Source organism: Vibrio sinaloensis DSM 21326 (assembly GCF_000189275.1).
GTDB classification, from domain to species: Bacteria; Pseudomonadota; Gammaproteobacteria; order Enterobacterales; family Vibrionaceae; genus Vibrio; species Vibrio sinaloensis.
In genome coordinates this window covers 15,718-34,819 of record NZ_AEVT01000093.1, presented here as the reverse complement: position 1 = coordinate 34,819, position 19,102 = coordinate 15,718, and the positions used below count along the sequence as shown (strand labels likewise).

Annotated in this window: 19 protein-coding genes and 2 pseudogenes; 1 reads left to right on the top strand and 20 read right to left on the bottom strand. The window is 48.3% G+C overall.

What is annotated here, in order from left to right; translation table 11 throughout:
- Positions 1-15: 15 nt before the first annotated feature.
- From ureG to puuE, 20 genes and pseudogenes are all read right to left on the bottom strand, one after another.
- Positions 16-639 carry an urease accessory protein UreG gene (gene ureG / locus RH45_RS16365; protein WP_008079192.1) on the bottom strand — a complete coding sequence of 208 codons (624 nt, stop codon included), beginning with the start codon at positions 637-639 and terminating at the stop codon, positions 16-18.
- 35 nt (positions 640-674) lie between these two features.
- Positions 675-1,364 (bottom strand): urease accessory protein UreF, encoded by a 690-nt coding sequence (locus RH45_RS16360; RefSeq protein ID WP_039958832.1) that lies wholly within the window; start codon positions 1,362-1,364, stop codon positions 675-677.
- A gap of 10 nt (positions 1,365-1,374) precedes the next feature.
- Positions 1,375-1,938: a HupE/UreJ family protein gene (locus tag RH45_RS16355; protein ID WP_008079187.1), complete on the bottom strand. Its 564-nt coding sequence runs from the start codon at positions 1,936-1,938 to the stop codon at positions 1,375-1,377.
- Positions 1,939-1,977: 39 nt separating this feature from the next.
- Positions 1,978-2,430, bottom strand: coding sequence for an urease accessory protein UreE (gene ureE, locus RH45_RS16350; RefSeq protein WP_004744077.1), 453 nt, complete (start codon positions 2,428-2,430; stop codon positions 1,978-1,980).
- Positions 2,431-2,499: 69 nt separating this feature from the next.
- Positions 2,500-4,203, bottom strand: a complete 1,704-nt coding sequence (ureC, locus tag RH45_RS16345; protein WP_008079180.1) for an urease subunit alpha — start codon at positions 4,201-4,203, stop codon at positions 2,500-2,502.
- Between the two features lie 22 nt (positions 4,204-4,225).
- A complete protein-coding gene (locus RH45_RS16340; RefSeq protein ID WP_004744079.1) occupies positions 4,226-4,567 on the bottom strand; it encodes an urease subunit beta in 342 nt (113 codons plus the stop codon).
- Positions 4,568-4,575: 8 nt separating this feature from the next.
- Positions 4,576-4,878 (bottom strand): urease subunit gamma, encoded by a 303-nt coding sequence (gene ureA, locus RH45_RS16335; RefSeq protein WP_008079177.1) that lies wholly within the window; start codon positions 4,876-4,878, stop codon positions 4,576-4,578.
- A 57-nt stretch (positions 4,879-4,935) separates the two neighbouring features.
- The gene (locus RH45_RS16330; protein WP_008079175.1) at positions 4,936-5,844 is read right to left on the bottom strand and encodes an urease accessory protein UreD; all 909 of its coding nucleotides are present in this window, start codon (positions 5,842-5,844) and stop codon (positions 4,936-4,938) included.
- Complete coding sequence (gene urtE / locus RH45_RS16325) at positions 5,841-6,536, bottom strand: urea ABC transporter ATP-binding subunit UrtE (RefSeq protein WP_008079174.1); 696 nt, start codon at positions 6,534-6,536, stop codon at positions 5,841-5,843. Before urtE ends, RH45_RS16330 begins: the two co-directional genes overlap by 4 nt.
- Position 6,537: 1 nt before the next feature.
- On the bottom strand, positions 6,538-7,389 hold the full coding sequence (gene urtD / locus RH45_RS16320; protein WP_008079172.1) for an urea ABC transporter ATP-binding protein UrtD: 852 nt from the start codon (positions 7,387-7,389) through the stop codon (positions 6,538-6,540).
- A complete protein-coding gene (gene urtC, locus RH45_RS16315; protein WP_008079170.1) occupies positions 7,386-8,579 on the bottom strand; it encodes an urea ABC transporter permease subunit UrtC in 1,194 nt (397 codons plus the stop codon). The genes urtD and urtC overlap by 4 nt, the downstream gene beginning before the upstream one ends.
- Positions 8,580-8,588: 9 nt before the next feature.
- Positions 8,589-10,214, bottom strand: coding sequence for an urea ABC transporter permease subunit UrtB (gene urtB, locus RH45_RS16310; RefSeq protein ID WP_008079167.1), 1,626 nt, complete (start codon positions 10,212-10,214; stop codon positions 8,589-8,591).
- Between the two features lie 97 nt (positions 10,215-10,311).
- On the bottom strand, positions 10,312-11,595 hold the full coding sequence (gene urtA / locus RH45_RS16305) for an urea ABC transporter substrate-binding protein (protein WP_008079166.1): 1,284 nt from the start codon (positions 11,593-11,595) through the stop codon (positions 10,312-10,314).
- Between the two features lie 235 nt (positions 11,596-11,830).
- Positions 11,831-13,750: a methyl-accepting chemotaxis protein gene (locus tag RH45_RS16300; protein ID WP_039958843.1), complete on the bottom strand. Its 1,920-nt coding sequence runs from the start codon at positions 13,748-13,750 to the stop codon at positions 11,831-11,833.
- 143 nt (positions 13,751-13,893) lie between these two features.
- Positions 13,894-14,169, bottom strand: a pseudogene (locus RH45_RS23895) (urate hydroxylase PuuD); the annotation flags it as partial.
- A gap of 63 nt (positions 14,170-14,232) precedes the next feature.
- Positions 14,233-15,180: pseudogene (locus RH45_RS16295) on the bottom strand (urate hydroxylase PuuD); the annotation flags it as partial.
- Positions 15,181-15,191: 11 nt separating this feature from the next.
- Entirely contained in the window at positions 15,192-15,755 is a 564-nt protein-coding gene (locus RH45_RS16290) for an ureidoglycolate lyase (protein ID WP_008079160.1), read from the bottom strand.
- Between the two features lie 14 nt (positions 15,756-15,769).
- The gene (alc, locus tag RH45_RS16285; protein ID WP_008079159.1) at positions 15,770-16,756 is read right to left on the bottom strand and encodes an allantoicase; all 987 of its coding nucleotides are present in this window, start codon (positions 16,754-16,756) and stop codon (positions 15,770-15,772) included.
- 121 nt (positions 16,757-16,877) lie between these two features.
- A complete protein-coding gene (gene uraD / locus RH45_RS16280; RefSeq protein WP_008079157.1) occupies positions 16,878-17,393 on the bottom strand; it encodes a 2-oxo-4-hydroxy-4-carboxy-5-ureidoimidazoline decarboxylase in 516 nt (171 codons plus the stop codon).
- Between the two features lies 1 nt (position 17,394).
- Positions 17,395-18,318, bottom strand: coding sequence for an allantoinase PuuE (gene puuE / locus RH45_RS16275; RefSeq protein ID WP_008079156.1), 924 nt, complete (start codon positions 18,316-18,318; stop codon positions 17,395-17,397).
- A gap of 348 nt (positions 18,319-18,666) precedes the next feature.
- Between puuE and uraH the strand changes: the two genes are divergently transcribed.
- Positions 18,667-19,020 (top strand): hydroxyisourate hydrolase, encoded by a 354-nt coding sequence (gene uraH / locus RH45_RS16270; protein ID WP_008079155.1) that lies wholly within the window; start codon positions 18,667-18,669, stop codon positions 19,018-19,020.
- The last annotated feature ends 82 nt before the right edge of the window (positions 19,021-19,102 follow it).

Genomic DNA, 19,102 nt, shown 5'->3' with positions numbered 1-19,102 from the left:
TGCCAATAGAGAAGTTTAGCCTTTCATCGTTAACATACCTTGAGTGACAATAAAATCGATGATGGTGTCTAGCCCTTTGCTCTCCTTTAGGTTGGTGAACACAAAAGGTTTAGTTGGACGCATCCGCTGGGTATCTTGCTCCATCACTTCCAGTGACGCCCCAACGTATGGGGCCAAATCGATCTTATTAATGATCAGCAAATCTGAGCGAGTAATCCCCGGGCCACCTTTACGCGGGATCTTTTCCCCTTCCGCCACGTCAATCACGTAAATGGTCAGATCCGCCAGCTCTGGGCTAAAGGTCGCACTCAGGTTATCGCCACCGCTTTCGACAAACACCACATCGAGATTTTTGTGACGTTTTGCCAGCTCTTCAACCGCCGCTAAGTTCATCGATGCATCTTCACGAATGGCGGTATGTGGGCAACCTCCCGTTTCAACACCAATAATACGATCCGGCTCTAACGCTTCAGCCCGGGTAAGGATTTTGGCATCTTCTTGGGTATAAATATCATTGGTTACAACCGCGATATTGAGTTTGTCTCTGATCGCTTTACACAGCACCTCAAGCAGTGCTGTTTTACCCGATCCTACGGGGCCGCCAATACCGACGCGTAAAGGTTGTTTGTAACTTTCCATTATTAAGTCCTTCTAATTCTTTGCTTGCTACTTCGCTAAGAGCGAAACAGCCGAGTGTACTGAGTTTCATGCAAACTGCTGGCAATTGAGATTGATGGAGTAAAGCTGCCGATCATCCAATCTTCAATCGTTCTGGCTCTACCTAACGCTTGGGGAAACCGCTCACTGAGTTGAATCAAAGCACGTTGCCCGTCTGTTTGACCTAAAGGCACGAGCTTGACCCCCGCCATAATCAGATTCTCAGCCCAGCTCCACAAATAGCCTTGTTTGAGCTGCTCAATTTCTATATCCCAATGCTGCGCAGCGACGCAAAGCCCGAGTAACTGATTTGGCTTGCTATCGGCACAATCAAAACAGTCATGATAGATATCAAGCTGTTTGAGTAAGGTATACAGCGCTTGCCCACGCTGCTTCTCTTCGGCTCTGAGTTCTTTGGTTTCTCGACTGCTGTAGAGCAAGTCACTCAGCGCAACTAACTGTTGCTTGTTATTACTTTTCAGCGCTTGGGCATAACGTTCAAGGATTGGCAGCTCGAGTGTCGCGACACTGTTCATCAACATGTTATCGAGCCAATCTTGCATTGAAGCACGATCCGATACCCACTGCGCCTCAACCGCCCACTCCAAACCTTGCGAATAAGTAAAACCTCCGATGGGAAGAGAGGGGCTTATTAACTGAAACAGCCGATACAACGCCAGATCGCTTGGCCTATTTTGATAAGACATAGGCAAAGGTTTACAGGATGACGAGGGCGCTAACTGAGGCAACACCGACAGAGAGCCAAGGGCTTGAAAGTGCTCGACCAAACTGCAAGCCAAGAACCATTAGTGCCGCTGCACTGACAGTCATACCCGCGGCAAACGAAGAGATTGCGCCTTGCGCTTCAACACCGTGTGCATAACCGTGGAAAAACACTAAGCCAACACATAAAGTCAGCGCCAAACGCAGCATATCTTTTGAAGCGTGGAAGGCTTGCCAGATTGCGCCGCTCACGACAAACAGCGAAGCCCCTATCGCAAGCTCGACGCCATTAAAGCCGCCAAACACCTGCCCAGCAGCGAGGCCGACTAACAAAGAGGCAAGTGCACTCAGCACTAACCCCATTTTACGCACAGCCGAAGTCTGGACACACGCCACTAAAATACCGAATGCGACCAACATAACCAGGTGATCAAACCCAGTCACTGGATGAGTTAAACCTGCGGAGAATGACCCAGTTTCATGACCGGGATGCGCCATAGCCGAAGATGAAAGAAGAGCCAAAGAGGTGAATGCAGCCAATTGTTGTGTTTTTTTCATGATAACTTCCTTGTTGTTATTGCTTTAATTTGAGTGTGATTAGTGATGGTGATGATGCCCACCAGAGCGGCCACCATAAGCGCCACTTTCTGGTTCAAATGACGCGTCTTCTGTGGTGACTTTTGCACCCAAACCTTGGACCATTTCGTCTAGCACATGGTCGTGCTGGTAACGGACCCAGCCAAATTCCACTTGCAGCGGTACATGCCGATTACCAAGGTGATACGCCACGCGCGTCAGTAAATGCAGATCGCTGCAGTAGACCGTCGAGACCTTTTCCGGCGCAGCTTTGATTTCGACGATCATGCCGCATTGGCTTTTAAGTTGCTCACCGCCACGCAAAATGTGTCCACGCGGCAGAAACAAGCCCGCTTCACGACCATCATCTAGCTCAACTTTAAGTCGGCTCTTAATTCGGCTATCTATTGGCAAGCTCAGAAACGCATTAGGTTTAGTACAAATTTCTTTGCTGATTTCGGTAAGTTCGATCATCTCATCTCCTTATCAGTTCGTTTTCTCATTCAATCATTCGTTTACTGGTTAGCTATTTTCGTTGTAGCGTTAAAACAAGAAGTACTTTTGTGCCATGGGTAACACGTCAGCAGGTTCACACACCAACAGCTCCCCATCAGCGCGAACTTGGTAGGTTTGTGAATCCACTTCGATGTTCGGCTGCCAGTCGTTGAGCTTCATGTCGGCTTTACTGATATCTCTGCAATGGCTGACAACCCCTATTTGGCTACCAAGACCAAGCTCACTTGCTATACCTGCTTGCTCAGCCGCTTGGGAAACAAACAACATGGAAGTGTTTTGTGATGCTTTACCATAGCTGCCAAACATACTGCGATAATGCACTGGCTGAGGGGTTGGTATCGAAGCATTCGGGTCACCCATCGGTGCCATGGCTATCATGCCACCTTTAAGAATCACGCTCGGCTTAACACCAAAGAAAGCGGGCTTCCACAACACGAGGTCGGCAAGCTTACCCACTTCAATTGAGCCAATTTCATGCGCCATACCGTGAGTAATCGCCGGATTAATGGTGTACTTAGCGATGTAGCGTTTGAGTCGAAAGTTGTCGCTGTAGGAGGAATCTTCTTTTAAGCTGCCGCGCTGCACTTTCATTTTGTGCGCCGTTTGCCAAGTGCGAGTAATCACTTCGCCCACACGCCCCATTGCCTGTGAATCTGAGGCAATCATAGAGAAGGCACCGAGATCGTGCAGAATGTCTTCGGCGGCGATGGTTTCGCGGCGAATTCGAGACTCGGCAAATGCCACATCTTCAGCAATAGAAGGCGACAAATGGTGACACACCATCAACATATCGAGGTGCTCATCAACCGTATTGACCGTGTAAGGACGAGTTGGATTGGTCGACGATGGCAGAACATTGGATTCACCCGCAGCGCGAATAATATCCGGTGCGTGCCCACCACCTGCTCCTTCGGTGTGATAGGTATGAATCACGCGATCGCCAATCGCACCTAACGTCGATTCTACAAACCCTGACTCATTCAGCGTATCGGTATGAATCGCGACCTGAACATCCATCTCGTCAGCAACTGACAAACAGGTGTCAATTGATGCTGGCGTCGTGCCCCAATCTTCGTGCAGCTTCAATCCTACCGCCCCCGCCGCGACCTGCTCTCTTAGCGCTTCTGGCTGGCTAGCGTTGCCTTTCCCGAGTAGGCCAAAGTTCATTGGAAACTCATCTAACGCTTCAAGCATACGGTGCATATTCCACGGGCCGGGAGTACACGTTGTCGCATTGGTTCCTGTGTTGGGGCCAGTACCGCCACCAATCATGGTGGTGACACCTGAAGCCAGTGCTTCTTCGACTTGCTGCGGACAAATAAAGTGAATGTGCGAGTCGATACCGCCCGCGGTTAAAATTGAGCCTTCCCCTGCTAAGATCTCTGTTCCCGGGCCAATCACAATCGTCACTTCTGGCTGCACATCAGGGTTGCCCGCTTTGCCTATCGCTTGAATACGTCCATTTTTAACTGCTACGTCTGCCTTGACGATACCCCAGTAATCCAATACCACTGCGTTGGTAATAACCAAATCTGGCGTTTCAGCGCTTGGTCGTTGACTTTGCCCCATACCATCACGAATCACTTTACCGCCGCCGAATTTAACTTCGTCGCCGTAAACAGTGAAATCCTTTTCCACTTCAAGCCACAGTTCGGTGTCTGCGAGTCGCACGCGATCGCCCACTGTTGGCCCAAACATTTCGGCATATGCCTGACGAGAAATGCTTGCCATTACCTATCCTTGTCTTTGTTTTTTATTGGGCGAGTTTGCCCATGACCTTACCTTGGAACCCGTATATCTCTCGCTTACCAGCAAACTCAACCAACTCAACCGTGCGAGACTGGCCAGGTTCAAAGCGGGTCGCAGTGCCAGCAGGGATATTGAGACGGAACCCTTTGCACGCTTCGCGCTCAAAACGCAGTGAATCGTTGACCTCAAAAAAGTGATAATGCGAGCCGATTTGTACTGGTCGATCGCCGATATTTTCCACTTTGACCTTGATGGTCGCGCGGCCAACATTGAGTTCAATCTCGCCAGGGGCAGATTCAATTTGACCGGGAATAAAACCAGAATATTGGCTTGTTGATGCTGACATATGATCTCCTAGACGATTGGCTCATGAACGGTGACCAATTTGGTCCCATCAGGAAAGGTGGCTTCGACTTGTACATCAGGAATCATCGAAGGCACGCCCTCCATAACGTCATCAACAGTAAGAAGTGTTCGTCCAAAGTCCATAAGCTCAGACACCGTTTTGCCTTCACGAGCGCCTTCAAGAATGGCACTGCTAATAAACGCTACAGACTCTGGATAGTTAAGCTTTAACCCTCGCTCTTTTCGTTGCTGCGCCAGCATCCCAGCGCAGAAGATCAACAGTTTGTCTTTTTCTCTCGGTGATAATTCCATTGGTTTCCTTGCTATTCCCTTAACATGATGGAGAAGGCGCAAAGAGAAACATGGAGTTTAGGTAGCCCAAATCCTTGGGGGCTGAGGAGTTTCACCTGTCCAGTATTGGCGCGCTTGTTGCCAAACCTGTTGAAAGCTCTCCAAGATCACCTCACTCCATCGACCCAGTGCTCTCACGACAACCAATTCTTCTATCTGCGTCGCAGCGATCACCAAGTCCTCTGTGCCGACTTCTTGCTGTATGTTAGAGAGCAAGCTCTGTACCAGTTGAAAAAAATCCTCATTTTCGACAGAAATATACAAGGTTCCCGCAAGAGAGAAATTAAGCAAACCCTTTTCAATCATGGACTTATCGCCACCAAAAATATTTAACCCCTCGGTCAAAATTTTTCTTCCATCTCGGTAAATCTCTGTTTTTCCGACTAAATGTCCGGAGGAAAATCCCTCATTTAGTGCAGGACGCCCAAAACAGTGCATTTCCCAGCCCACAAATAGGGCATCACGATCAAGATGAATCTCGGTATCAAGGCGAGCATGGGTGTCAGGAAAGAAGATGTTTTCTTGCGGTAACCACTCGAGTAAACCACCACCTTCAACATGCAATATCTGTTTCTGATGAGCGTAGCGTTTTTCAGAGCGATAAAACTTAGTCGCACCCGGAGTGGTGACCAGGGCATGAGCCCCTTGTTCCACGTGCGTACTTATTTGCAGAGTGTCGCCACCGACCACACCGCCGGGTGGATGCAACAAATAGGTATGGCACGTTTTCCCTTCGGGATACAAAGGGCGCTGAATCGCTAAAGGCCCTTTCTGTTGGCGGTCTTTGATGACGGTTTTATCCCCTCTGTCTTTAAACAAAAGCGATAACATGGCCTTCCAGCCTTTCTCTACATCAGACTCGATATTCTTTTTAAGCGTCTGATTATTATCACCTAAATCAAACGCAACGGCAGGTTCACAAATCATACGGTGAGATACTCCTTTATCAATCTATTATCCAGCTCTTCCATGTCCCCTTGGGCGACAGTGCGCCCTCTATCCAAGATGCAAAACTGATCACCGACCTTACGGGCGAACGGCAGTTTTTGCTCCACCAGTAAAACCGTAAGTCCAAATTTCTCATTCAACATGCGAATAATGTCGCCGATTTCTTGCACAATGTTTGGCTGAATCCCTTCCGTCGGTTCATCCAAAATCAGCAAGCTAGGGTTGATCACCAGCGCCCGACCGATAGCCAGTTGTTGCTGCTGCCCACCCGATAAATCGCCCCCTCTGCGATGCAACATTTCCTTCAACACAGGGAATAGCTCGAAGATAAATTCGGGGATGTGACGGTCTCCTCTTGCTCGGATAGGTAAACCTACTTGCAAGTTTTCTTCCACAGTTAACATTGGAAAGATTTGACGACCTTGTGGAACATAGCCGATCCCCATTCTCGGCCGAGCTTCGGCTTCTTTTTTGATGATAGAGTCGCCTTCAAGGGCGATGTCGCCACTCTCAGTTTTGACCAACCCCATAATGCATTGCAATAAGGTCGTCTTACCTACACCATTACGCCCCATTAACACAGTGCATTTTCCTTTGGGGATCTCCATCTCCAAGTCCCAAAGTGTGTGGCTCTCACCGTAAAACTGGTTCAATCCAGAAATTGATAGCATGTTATTCCCCCAAATAAACCTGTTTGACTTGCTGGTGCGCTTGAACCTCATCCATGCTGCCTTCTGCCAACACATGCCCCTGATGAAGCACAGTGACATGGCTAGCGATAGAACGGACAAAGTCCATATCATGTTCAACGACCACCACAGAGTGTTTACCAGCTAGTGAGTTAAGTAACTCAGATGTACGATCCATCTCTTGGTGGGTCATGCCAGCCACAGGCTCATCAATAAGCAGCAGCTTAGGGTTTTGCATCAACAGCATTCCTATCTCTAACCACTGTTTTTGGCCGTGAGAAAGGTTGCCGGCCAGCAGCGTTTGCTGGTCTTGCAGATGAATTAAACTCAGCACCGATTCGAGCTTATCTTTTTGCTCTCCTGTCATCTTCGCCACATACGAACCCCACACTGAACGCACGCCCGACATCGCCAGTTCGAGGTTTTCCCACACTGTTAAGCACTCGATTACCGTCGGCTTTTGAAACTTACGGCCAATTCCCGCATTGGCGATCTCGGCTTCATTCATATTAAGTAAGTTGAGGTTCGAGCCGAGCCAAACCTCACCAGTGTCCGGTTTCGTCTTACCCGTGATGATGTCCATCATGGTGGTTTTCCCGGCTCCATTTGGGCCAATGATGCATCTAAGCTCTCCTTCACGGATGTACAGATTGAGATCGTTAATCGCTTTGAACCCATCAAAGGTTTTATTCACCCCTTCCACATAGAGCAAGATGTTGTGTCTGGTATCAATCAATGGGTGAACGTCCGGCTTAAGAAACGAGAACACTTGATCTCGACGAGTAACTTCAGCGAGTGATTGCTTAAATTGCTCGGTGCGCTTTAACTCATTCATACCAAGGCCTCCTTGCTTTTCTCTTCGTCAGTGTTCAACTCAGCGGCGTTATGCCCGCGGTTTCTATTGACGACTACATGCCACTTATCACTGACAAAGCCGATTAAGCCTTTCGGGAAGTAGAGCGTTGAAAGGACGAACAAACCTCCGAGGGCAAACAGCCACACTTCTGGAAACTCTACCGTGAACCAGCTTTTGGCATAGTTGATCACTAAGGCGCCAACAATCGCACCAAACAAGGTCGCACGACCGCCTAGGGCGACCCAGACCACCACCTCTATCGAATTGAGCGGAGCAAATTCACCAGGGTTAATAATGCCAACTTGCGGCACGTACAGCGCGCCGGCTATTCCGGCGATCACCGCAGAAAGAACGAACACCCAAAGTTTGATGCCATCGACGTCGTAACCCATAAAGCGTGTGCGCGATTCGGAATCACGAATCGCAACCGACACGCGACCAAGACGGCTCGACACGACGCTGCGACAGACCAAATAGCTGACGATAAGGGCAATACCAGTCGCAATAAACAGTGCGATTCGAGTACTGTCTTGCTGCAAACTAAAGCCCAGAATGTCTTTAAAATCGGTTAAGCCATTGTTGCCGCCAAAACCCATTTCATTGCGGAAAAACGCCAACATCAGTGCATAGGTGAGAGCTTGAGTGATGATGGAGAGATAGACCCCAGAGACCCGAGAGCGAAACGCCAAATAGCCGAATACATACGCCATTGCGCCGGGTACCAGCACCACCATCAGAGCCGCAAACCAGAACTGGTCGAAGCCATGCCAAAACCAAGGCAGTTCTTGCCAGTTTAGGAACACCATAAAATCAGGTAGGATAGGATTGCCATAGACACCGCGATCACCGATTTGACGCATTAAATACATACCCATCGCGTAGCCGCCAAGTGCAAAGAAAGCGCCATGGCCTAAACTGAGAATACCCAAATAGCCCCATACGAGATCGACGGCGAGCGCTAACATCGCATAACTAAGGTATTTACCCAGCAATGAAATCGTAAAGGTTTCGACGTGAAGCGGGTGCGAAGCGGACAACATCATATTCGCCGCCGGAATTAAGATCACCGCTGCCAAGATAGCCAATATTGTCATCTGACCGCCCTTATCGCCTTGCAGTGCAGAAAGGACAAAAGAGCGTGAGGGTTTCGTGTGTGTTTGATTGGTCATAACGCCTCCTTAACTCTCAGCTGCGCGACCACGTTGAGGAAACAATCCTCTTGGTCGCTTCTGAATAAATAAGATGATAAACACCAGCACCAGAATCTTAGCCAGCACCGCTCCGGCCCATGGCTCTAAGATCTTATTAAACAGTCCCAAACCTAAACCAGCGACCAGCGTTCCCCAAAGGTTGCCTACGCCACCAAACACCACCACCATAAAGGAATCGATAATGTAGGCTTGGCCCATATTTGGCCCAACGTTGGTCAACTGAGACAGCGCCACACCTGCCACTCCTGCCACACCCGCACCTAAACCAAATGTCATTGCGTCGACACGCTCAGAACGAATCCCCATAGCTCTTGCCATCGGGCGGTTTTGTGAAACAGCACGAACCTGTAATCCGAGGGGGGTTTTCTTCAAGATCATCACTAAAGCCATAAACACCATGGCACAAAACAAGATGATGTAGAGGCGGTTGTATGTCAGCGACAACATGGGGTTGATTTCTAGCGCGCCGGCCATCCAATCTGGTGTACTTACCGAACGGTTTAACGGAGAGAAGATAGAGCGAACGGCCTGTTGGAGAATCAAACTGATGCCGAAGGTTGCCAGTAACGTTTCAAGAGGTCGCCCATACAGATGGCGAATCACGCTGCGCTCAATCAAGATGCCAACCAATCCTGACACCAGGAATGCCATAGGAATCGACAAGATCAGTGCCACACCGGTATGAGCCGGCAGAAGTTGCTGCATCACATAGGTGGTATAAGCTCCAAGCATTATCAACTCACCATGCGCCATGTTGATCACGCCCATGACCCCAAAAGTAATCGCTAAGCCGATTCCCGCCAGTACCAATACAGAGCCAAGACTTAGCCCAAAAAACAACGTCTCGACACCTGCGTAGAGTCGCTGGCTTTGCTGGTAATCTTGTAAACCACGCTCTGCGGCCGCAATGAGTTGTGGGTCAGTCTCTTGTGCCAAGATCGTGTTAAGAGTCTTAAGAACAATGGGTTGATTGGATTGAGAGATAGACTCGACAGCATCAATGCGATTGGAGGCCTTGGGGTCAAGCGCCGCATCAACCGCAATGGCGAACGCCAACATAGCAACGGCCTCTGCGTTAGTTTCACTTTGTTGTAATGCGCTGAGCTTATCTATGGCTTCAGGGTTACCAGTTAGCGCTTTGATTGACTGCTTGCGAACCTCTGGATCCACGCTGTTAAGACCAAGTGATGCAATTTCAATACGAAGGTAAGCACGAAGTTTATTGTTCACTTTTATTTTTTTAAACTTCCGCTTACTTTCAATGATCAGAGGATCGTTATTCCAAGCCTGTCTCGCCTGCGCCCCTGTTTGAACACTCTCAATAATAAATAGCTGCTCGTGCTGAGCGTGTTTGCGATCTTTAAGGTAGTAGAGCTGTCCATTCAGCCATGCCTCTAGAATGGGCTTGGCTGTGTCATGAGAATAGTTTGAGGCAAGCCAGCTAACCGCTTGCTGTTTTTCGTGTGTGTTCTTTCCAGTCAACGTCTGAAAAAAAGAGTCTTGAGTCAGTGGTTTAACGTTCTCAGCCGACGCAGTCGTTAATCCAATAAGCACAAAAACGAGCACACAGAGCATCCGTAATACGGTCGTCATGAGATGCATCCTTGCGTTAGAATTTATGGCAGTAAAAATGCGCTGCGTTACCACATGCAGCGCCAACTTTTCAGGTCATTTAATGGGGGGGAGAGTCTTAATTGGTCCCTGAACATTTCTTGGTTTCAACGTTAAACGCACCGCAAGAAAACGGCTTCGACCAGCTAGAGAAGAGTTTCGCCGATTCAGGGAGATATTCTGACCAAGCATCGCCTGCTACAAGGCCCGTCGTTTCCCAAACAATATCGAACTGACCATCATCTTGGATTTCCCCGATTAACACAGGCTTAGTGATATGGTGGTTAGGTAGCATAGTTGAGTAACCGCCTGACAAGTTTGGTACAGACACGCCAATCAACGCATCTTGCACAGCTTCAGGATCTGTCGTTCCTGCATTGGTGACCGCTTGCGCCCACATGTTAAAGCCGATGTAGTGCGCTTCCATAGGATCGTTGGTCACACGCTTTTCGCTGGCAATAAACTTCTGCCACGTCTCGACGAACTCATCGTTCTTCTCCGTATCGACGCTCATGAAGTAGTTCCATGCCGCTAAGTGGCCGACAAGCGGAGAGGTGTCCATGCCAGACAACTCTTCTTCGCCAACAGAGAAAGCCACAACTGGGATATCTTCTGAAGAGATACCTTGAGCGCCAAGCTCTTTATAGAAAGGGACGTTGGCATCACCATTAATGGTCGAGACCACAGCAGTCTTCTTGCCTTCAGCGCCAAACTTCTTAATGTCAGAAACGATCGACTGCCAGTCTGAATGACCAAATGGTGTGTAGTTGATCATGATGTCTTTTTCGCTCACCCCTTTACTCTTGAGGTAAGACTCTAAGATTTTATTGGTCGTACGTGGATACACATAGTCAGTACCGGCCAGCACCCAGCGCTCAACGTCAAGTTCATTCATTAGGTAATCGACCGCGGGAATCGCTTGTTGGTTTGGCGCAGCGCCAGTGTAGAACACATTCTTCGACGACTCTTCACCTTCATACTGAACAGGGTAGAAAAGTAGGCTGTTGAGTTCTTCGAATACCGGCAACATGGATTTTCGCGATACGGATGTCCAGCCACCGAACACCACATCGACTTGCTCTTTTTCAATCAACTCGCGAGCTTTTTCTGCAAACAGCGGCCAGTTTGACGCAGGGTCGACCACTACGGCCTCAAGCTTTTTACCGAGTAGCCCACCTTTCTTATTTTGCTCTTCCACCAGCATCAGAACCGTGTCCTTCAATGTGGTTTCACTGATCGCCATGGTGCCGGAAAGCGAGTGCAAAACGCCAACTTTAATAGTGTCGGCGGCGCTCGCTATTCCTGACATACAGGCTAATGCGGTACCGACTGCTGCAAGCTTAAGTTTGAACTTCGTGTTCATTGGATATCTCCTTATAGTGAATTGTTATTCAATTATTTTTACCTAAGGAGACAAATCCAAAATCGATGCCAATTTATCCGATTACATTGAAAACACACAAGTCATTGATAATGAAAAGATTAATATTTGACCTTGTTATATTGGTGCAACAAAGCGCGAGCGTATCGCTGCATACTAGTGCAATTACATATTCTATTTCACCAATTTGGAGAGATGACTCGAATAATAATCTCGACTAAAACCGAAACTTAGCCACTAGCTCACTAAGAGAGTCCGCATTGCTCTTCAAACTAACGCAATGTTTTGAGGTTTGCGTAACCATCTCTGTATTGCTTTTTGCGACATCGGCAATACTTTCAACGTGCGGTGCAATATCGTTAATCACCTGAGACTGTTGGCCTGTTGCAGTGGCAGTCTGTGCACTGAGTTGATTGATCTCCTCAACAATATTGCTGATAGAGGCAAGGTGGTGTTCAGACTCTTGGGCTGCTGCGAGGCATTCGCTACCAATTTTGTGGCTCTGACTGACTTCGCTAACGACTGTGTTACTGAGCCCTTGTAAGTTTTCGATGATAGTACGAATTTCACTGGCAGACTCTTGAGTTCGAGAGGCGAGCGATCTTACCTCGTCGGCAACTACCGCAAAACCACGACCTTGTTCTCCCGCTCGCGCCGCTTCAATAGCTGCATTTAGTGCCAGTAAATTGGTCTGCTCAGAGACCCCACTGATCACGTCGAGAACGCTATCTATCGCACTAATGTCATTCGACAGTTTTTCAATACTCTGGTTACTCTTCGCGAGCTGTTGGCTCATTGCTTCAGTACGCTCGTATGTTTTACTTACTGAATTCAGGCCGTTTTTTACCTCTAACGTGGTTTCGTGGACATTGTCTGAAGTGTGGTTGGCGTTATTGGCGATCTCTTCAGAGCTGGCACTCATCTCATGAACCGCAGTCGCCACCTGAGCAATATTATGTTCTTGACCATGGATCTGCTGTTTCATTTCGTTCGCTTGTTGGTCAATCTGATGAATGGTTGTCACTAACTCTTGGCGTGCTCTTTCTATCTCTTGTAAAACGTTGCCCATATAGGCGACAAACTGGTTGTACCCTTTGGCAATACTGCCGACTTCATCATTCCGACTTTCATCCAATCGTTGAGTGAGATCGCCACCGCCACTGCCAATTTCGAGCAGTAGTCGTGCAGTGGTCGAAAGCGGTTTAAGTAAGATATGCGTCATGTATGCACTGATAACGATAAATAACAATGCAACAGAGCCACCGACCCAAATCATAGTTTCGATGAAGTGGTTAATCTCGGTGAGCACTTCAGCCGTAGGTTGAACAGATACCAGCACCCAATCAAGTTGTGGCAGGGCCATCAAACCAACAATCATCGACGTTTCCTTAAGCTTTGATTCATGTATAACAGGTGCTGTTCCAGACAACGTTTGCAGCTCAGGCGCCAAGGCTTCAAGTCCAATATCCGCCAACTGCTTGCCAACCTGCTGGGTATTAGGGTGGACTTTTACTTCACCTTTTCTATCGACCAACATTAATCGCCCAGACTCACCTAGGGAGAAGTTAGCGACCATATTGCCTAAATTTTCAAGCGACAGACCTATCCCCGTCACCCCTACTCGTTGACCTTGGCGGATAACAACATGATTAACAAAAACCGTTGCGATGCCAGTCGCCTCATCAATATCAATCGACAACTCGGCCTGTTTATCACCATAAAGGAAAGCATAAAACCATTGGTCATCGGGTGATGATTTCGACATAGACTTGAGCTTACCACTTGGCAAATAGTAGCTATCGTCGACCGTGGTAACGAAAAAGGCCGTTAGAGCATTAAACTGTTGTTGTATCGAAGCAAGCTGAGCGCGAATTTGCCTGCTGCCTTGACCATCAAACTCGGCAAGAGGTTGAAGCTGTGACATCACCTCCGCGACAACAAGTGGCTTCTCTAGCTCAAGTTGAATTTGATTGCTGACCTCTCCCAACGCCGCAGGCATCTGCTGGGAGTAGGTTTTATTGAGGATGATTTTTTGCCCTTGGCTTAACGTGATGCTAATCAGTACCACAATAATAAGAATCACTGCGGTCACTGTAGCCAAAATGGTCTTATGGCGAATATTGAGAGCGGTAGCTATCACTTCAAACTCCTTTTAACAGCATAAAAAACCCCGGACAGGAGTACCGGGGAAAGGGAAATACACTACCTGCAGGTAGCGGTTGCTGAGCGAGTGAGCCCGATTGGATGACAGGTTACCGGACTCACTCGAGGCAAGCGGGTTTATTGGATAAGCGACCCCTTCTCTACCCAATCACCAATGAGAGCTCGCTCATCCTCTGTCATTTGGGTGAGGTTACCTAATGGCATGTACTTGGTTGTGACTGTTTGAGCAATGCGCGGACCATTTGCCTGAATCTCTTCCGGCGTATCCAAAATCACTCCGGCAGGCGCCGCAGCAAACGCCGCGTGCGTCGGTGTTGCTGAGTGACACACTGAACAACGCTCTTGGATCACTTTATTGATGGTCGCAAAGCCGACACCAGCAGCGGTAGGCTGAGAGGCTGTCGTCTCTTGCTCATGCTCGGTCGCAGGCGCTGCGGCTTGTTCAACTTCAGACTGCACAGGTGCTTCTACCACAACAGGCGCGCTCGCCACTGGAGTCGCGGGTTTATTCGCGTAGGGAGACGTAACAAAAGCGAGAGTCACCATACCAAGCGCTGCAACAGGGACCGTCCACGCATACTTTTGACTGCCATGACGAGTGTTAAAGTAATGGCGTACCAAGATGCTGAAGATAGCCAACCCCGCCAATATCGCCCAGTTGTATTCCGAGCCATAAGTACTTGGGAAGTGGTTACTGATCATGATGAACAGCACTGGCAAGGTCAGGTAGTTGTTGTGACGAGAACGAAGCAAACCTTTCGCTGGTAATGCCGGATCGGGCTCGCGACCTTGTTCAATGGCACTAACCAAATTACGTTGTGCTGGCATGATCACCCGGAACACGTTACCGACCATAATGGTCCCTATGATTGCACCAAGGTGAATGTAAGCACCGCGACCACTGAAAACCTGAGCCAGCCCATAAGCCGCGCCGACTAACAGCACGAATAGCACCGCGCCTAATAGCATCGGAGTTTTGCCCAGCGGCGATTCGCACAGCAAATCGTAAACAAACCACCCTGCAACTAACGCTGCGATACCAATTGCGATGGCTGTCGTTGGCGACATGCCAGAGCCTGGAGCGATGAGATAAATCTCAGCATTGAGGTAATAGACCACGGCCAACAACAAGATGCCGGTAATCCAAGTGAAGTACGCTTCCCATTTAAACCAGTGCAAATGTTCTGGCATTTCTGGTGGCGCCAACTTGTACTTTTCTAGGTGGTAGATACCGCCACCGTGAATCGCCCATAGATCGCCCGCTAGACCGGTCTTGGGGTTTACACGATTCAGGTTGTTCTCCAACCAAACGAAATAGAATGAAGCACCAATCCATGCGATGCCGACAATCATGTGAACCCAGCGAATCGCTAGATTCAACCACTCCGTGATATGTGGATCCATAATTTACTCCTTTACAGCGCTTGCTCCGTGCGCTGTTTTTCTTCCAGCTTGTTGTTACCCGGCAAGTCTTCCAAATGCAGTGACACCAGATCACGCTCAAAAAAAACTTCGTCACAGTTATGGCCCTCTCCGCCGCGGTCGACGATGAGAAACTGATCTTGCTCGGTTAGGGCCAATACTGGGTGATGCCAAACGCCTTTGTGGTAATTGACTCCTTGGCGCCCATTGCTTAAGAAAGCACGGCAGGAGGCCAGCGAAGGATCATCGCCTTTGGAGGCAACAACAATAAGGTATGGTTGACCAAGCAACGGAACGAAAGCTTGCGATCCTAACGGATGGCGCTCTAACATTTTTATCGTTAACGGATAGCTAAGCGGCGTCGCTTGGAAGATACTGATGATGGCTTCACCACCTTGGTCTTGCACATCGGTGCTCGCTAGCTTGTGATAACGACGAGTCGAGCCATTGTTGATCATGAAGTAGTCGCTATTGTCCACTTCAATCACATCCCCAAACTCAGCAAACGCGCGCTTGGTCAAAGGTTCGATGGTTAAACGGCGGATTCCATTGCTCATATTGCTTTCCTCGCTTATTTCGCTTTAGTGCCAAACAAACGCAAACGGCTGATACCACCATCAGGGAAAATGTTGAGGCGAACGTGTGTCACAGCGCCAAGATCATTCACCTCTGAGCTAAACTCATGAATGTCATGTGCCTTGAGCTTTTGCGCAGGTAATAGTTCACGCCAGAAGAGACTCTGAGTCGCAACTTGATCGTCCGTTCCACCTTTAACATACGCAGCTTGAATGGAGCAGCTATCGGGGAAGTTACCTTTAAAGTGCGCGGTATCGACAACCACTCGGTCAATGTTGCCCACATGACCAAGTGCGACAATTACCCAGTCGTTACCCGGTGTACGACGACGAGCGGTTTCCCAGCCATCGCCCATGTTCTCACCGCGACCTGGACCAAGAATGTTAGATTTGTTGCCGTAGTGTTCATCACTACACGCTAAGGCGCGGCCGCCATTTTCAACCGCAGCAAGGTCAACTTTTTGTTGTGAGTCTATGCGATCCCAATCAACACTTGGGCGACCATAAACACGCAAACGAGCAACACCGCCATCTGGGTAAATGTTTAAGCGTAAGTGAGTAAACACTTGTTCGCACTCAATTTGCTCTAGATGATGATGGTCACCTTGAAGGCTCATTGATGGCAGAATCTCTTGCCATTCGGTTGAGTCGGTTGGATCACCGTCTGGGGAATAACAGGCATCAATTGATGCTGATGGCGGGAAGTTACCCGTAAAGAACGAGGTATCAATGTCGACACCTGCGATTGTACCAGCAAGACCTAAGCGAATGACGCAGTAATCGTAACCTTCACCACGCTTACGGCGACTTTCCCAGCCGTCCATCCATTTGCCATTGTCGTCATAAACACCCTCTTTCCATTCAGGAGCTTCTCGGCGAAGCAGTCGGCTTTTATCAGCGAAAAAGTCATCGGTGGCATAAATGGCTTCTGCGCCAAGTTTGTCGTCAGCAAGATTAATGTATTGTTCAATGTCTAAGGACATGTCCTTTATCCTTCCAATTATTCAAAAATAGGTTGAGTGAGTATGCTCATCTAGAGCTCTAAGCCCTTTGTCGGGCAGATATCAGTCGATATCAGAACGAAATAGTCGCCATCTCCGTGACTTACATATCTCGTAAGCGAAACAGGGCGATCTTGTTGATCTCCTGAATCGCCGTAGCAAACTCAGTGTCACTATCATTGCCTAATCGCTTCTCGAACGACTCAAGAATTTGGTAACGATTGGCCCCTTTCACTGCCATGATGAAGGGAAAGTTGAAGCGGCTTTTGTAACTGTCGTTGTACGTGGTGAATTTTTCGAACTCTTCTGCTGAGCATTGGTCAATGCCAGCGCCAGCTTGTTCCGCAGTGGATGCGGCAGTGAGTTCGCCGTTGATTGCTGCTCGCCCGGCTAAATCTGGGTGAGCGTTAATAAGGTCGAGTTGCTGCTGTTTTTCTGCCTCAAGCAAGGCGGTTGCCATTCGTAGATGAAGGTTTGAAATTACATCATCAGTATTGCTTAGGCCTTGGTCATAAACGGATTCAGCGACCCACGGGCTATGCTCATACACATCGCCAAAGTGAGAGACAAATTCGCTGCGGGCCATCTGTGATGGTTTACAAAAACGAAATTCAGCCATGTTATTTCTCCTGGTTAGATGTGTAAGGGTGGTGCTCGTGCCAATGACGAGCGATATCAACACGGCGGCATAACCAAACATCGTCGTGTTGTTTTACGTAATCAAGAAAACGTTTGAGAGAAGCGATACGTCCCGGTCGGCCAATCAAGCGGCAATGGAGACCAATCGACATCATCTTAGGCGCGGTCTCACCCTCGGCGTATAAAGTGTCAAACGTGTCCTTTAGGTATTGGTAGAACTGTTCACCCGAGTTAAACCCCTGCACAGTGGCAAAGCGCATGTCGTTGACATCCAGCGTGTAGGGAATAACCAGTTGTGGCTGATCCGCCTCGGTATGCCAATAAGGTAAGTCGTCATCGTAAGCATCAGAGTCGTAGAGGAAACCACCTTCTTCAGCAACGAGCTTACGGGTATTAGGCCCAGTACGACCGGTATACCAGCCAAGCGGCCTCTCACCAGTGATCTGCTTGATGATCTCAATCGCCTTCATCATATGGTCGCGCTCTTGAGATTCATCCATGTATTGATAGTCAATCCAGCGATAACCGTGACTACAGATTTCATGCCCTGCTTGAGTCATCGCCTGAGCCACCTCGGGGTGACGCTCGATAGCCATTGCGACAGCAAATACCGTCAACGGAATTTCATACTCATCAAACAGTTTCAAAACCCGCCATACACCCGCGCGGCTGCCATATTCGTAAATCGACTCGATACTGATGTGTCGCTCGCCTTTAATTGGCTGTGCGGCAGGGATCTCAGAAAGAAAGGCTTCGGACTCATCATCCCCGTGCAGCAGGCAGCGTTCGCCACCCTCTTCATAATTCAATACAAATGACACGGCGATGCGAGCACCTCCCGGCCAATTAGGGTTAGGAGGGTTTGCTCCATAGCCAATCAGGTCTCGTGAATAATCCTTATCCATTCGGCTCTCCTTAAAATCAAAACACTTTCAGTCGTGTCCTTTAAAACCTCATGCATTCATTGTATACAATAAATTATCTTAATGTAAAGATTGTGTTACTAAAGAAATTTAACGTGAACTAATAACCAAAAATCAAACACTTAACAATATCACTCAATAAAAACGGCCAAAACAGAGCTCACATTCTGTGAATTTAACAAAATTTATTAATAACAAATTTATAACAACAGACTTTACTATCCGCATATTTTGTGTACAACTATAGATAGAACGAACAAACTAACGATAAGTTTGTATACAATCGAATTACACTTGAGCGAAGGAGAGCGCAAGGCGCGAAATCGAGTTATGGGAAAACTAACAACACACGTATTGGATACAATGCACGGTGTACCCGGTGCCAATATCCAGGTAGACCTTTTTCGTGTAGAAGGCGATGTGCTAACGAAACTAAAATCCGTGTCGACAAATTTTGACGGACGCACTGACGCACCAGTACTAGAAGGTGCTGAGTTCAGTGTCGGGAAATATCAGTTGGTGTTTCATGTAGCGCAATACTATGAGAACCAAGATGTCGATCTAGGTGAAACCCCTTTCCTCGATGACGTTGTGATTCGATTTGGGCTTGGAGAGGAAGGCGCACATTATCATGTCCCTCTTTTGGTCTCGCCATACAGTTTCTCGACGTATCGCGGAAGCTAGCAACCAATAACAATCTAATAAACCAACAGCGAAATGTATCAGGAGAATTGAATGGCTCTTGCGGGCTTTTGCACGCCTAAAT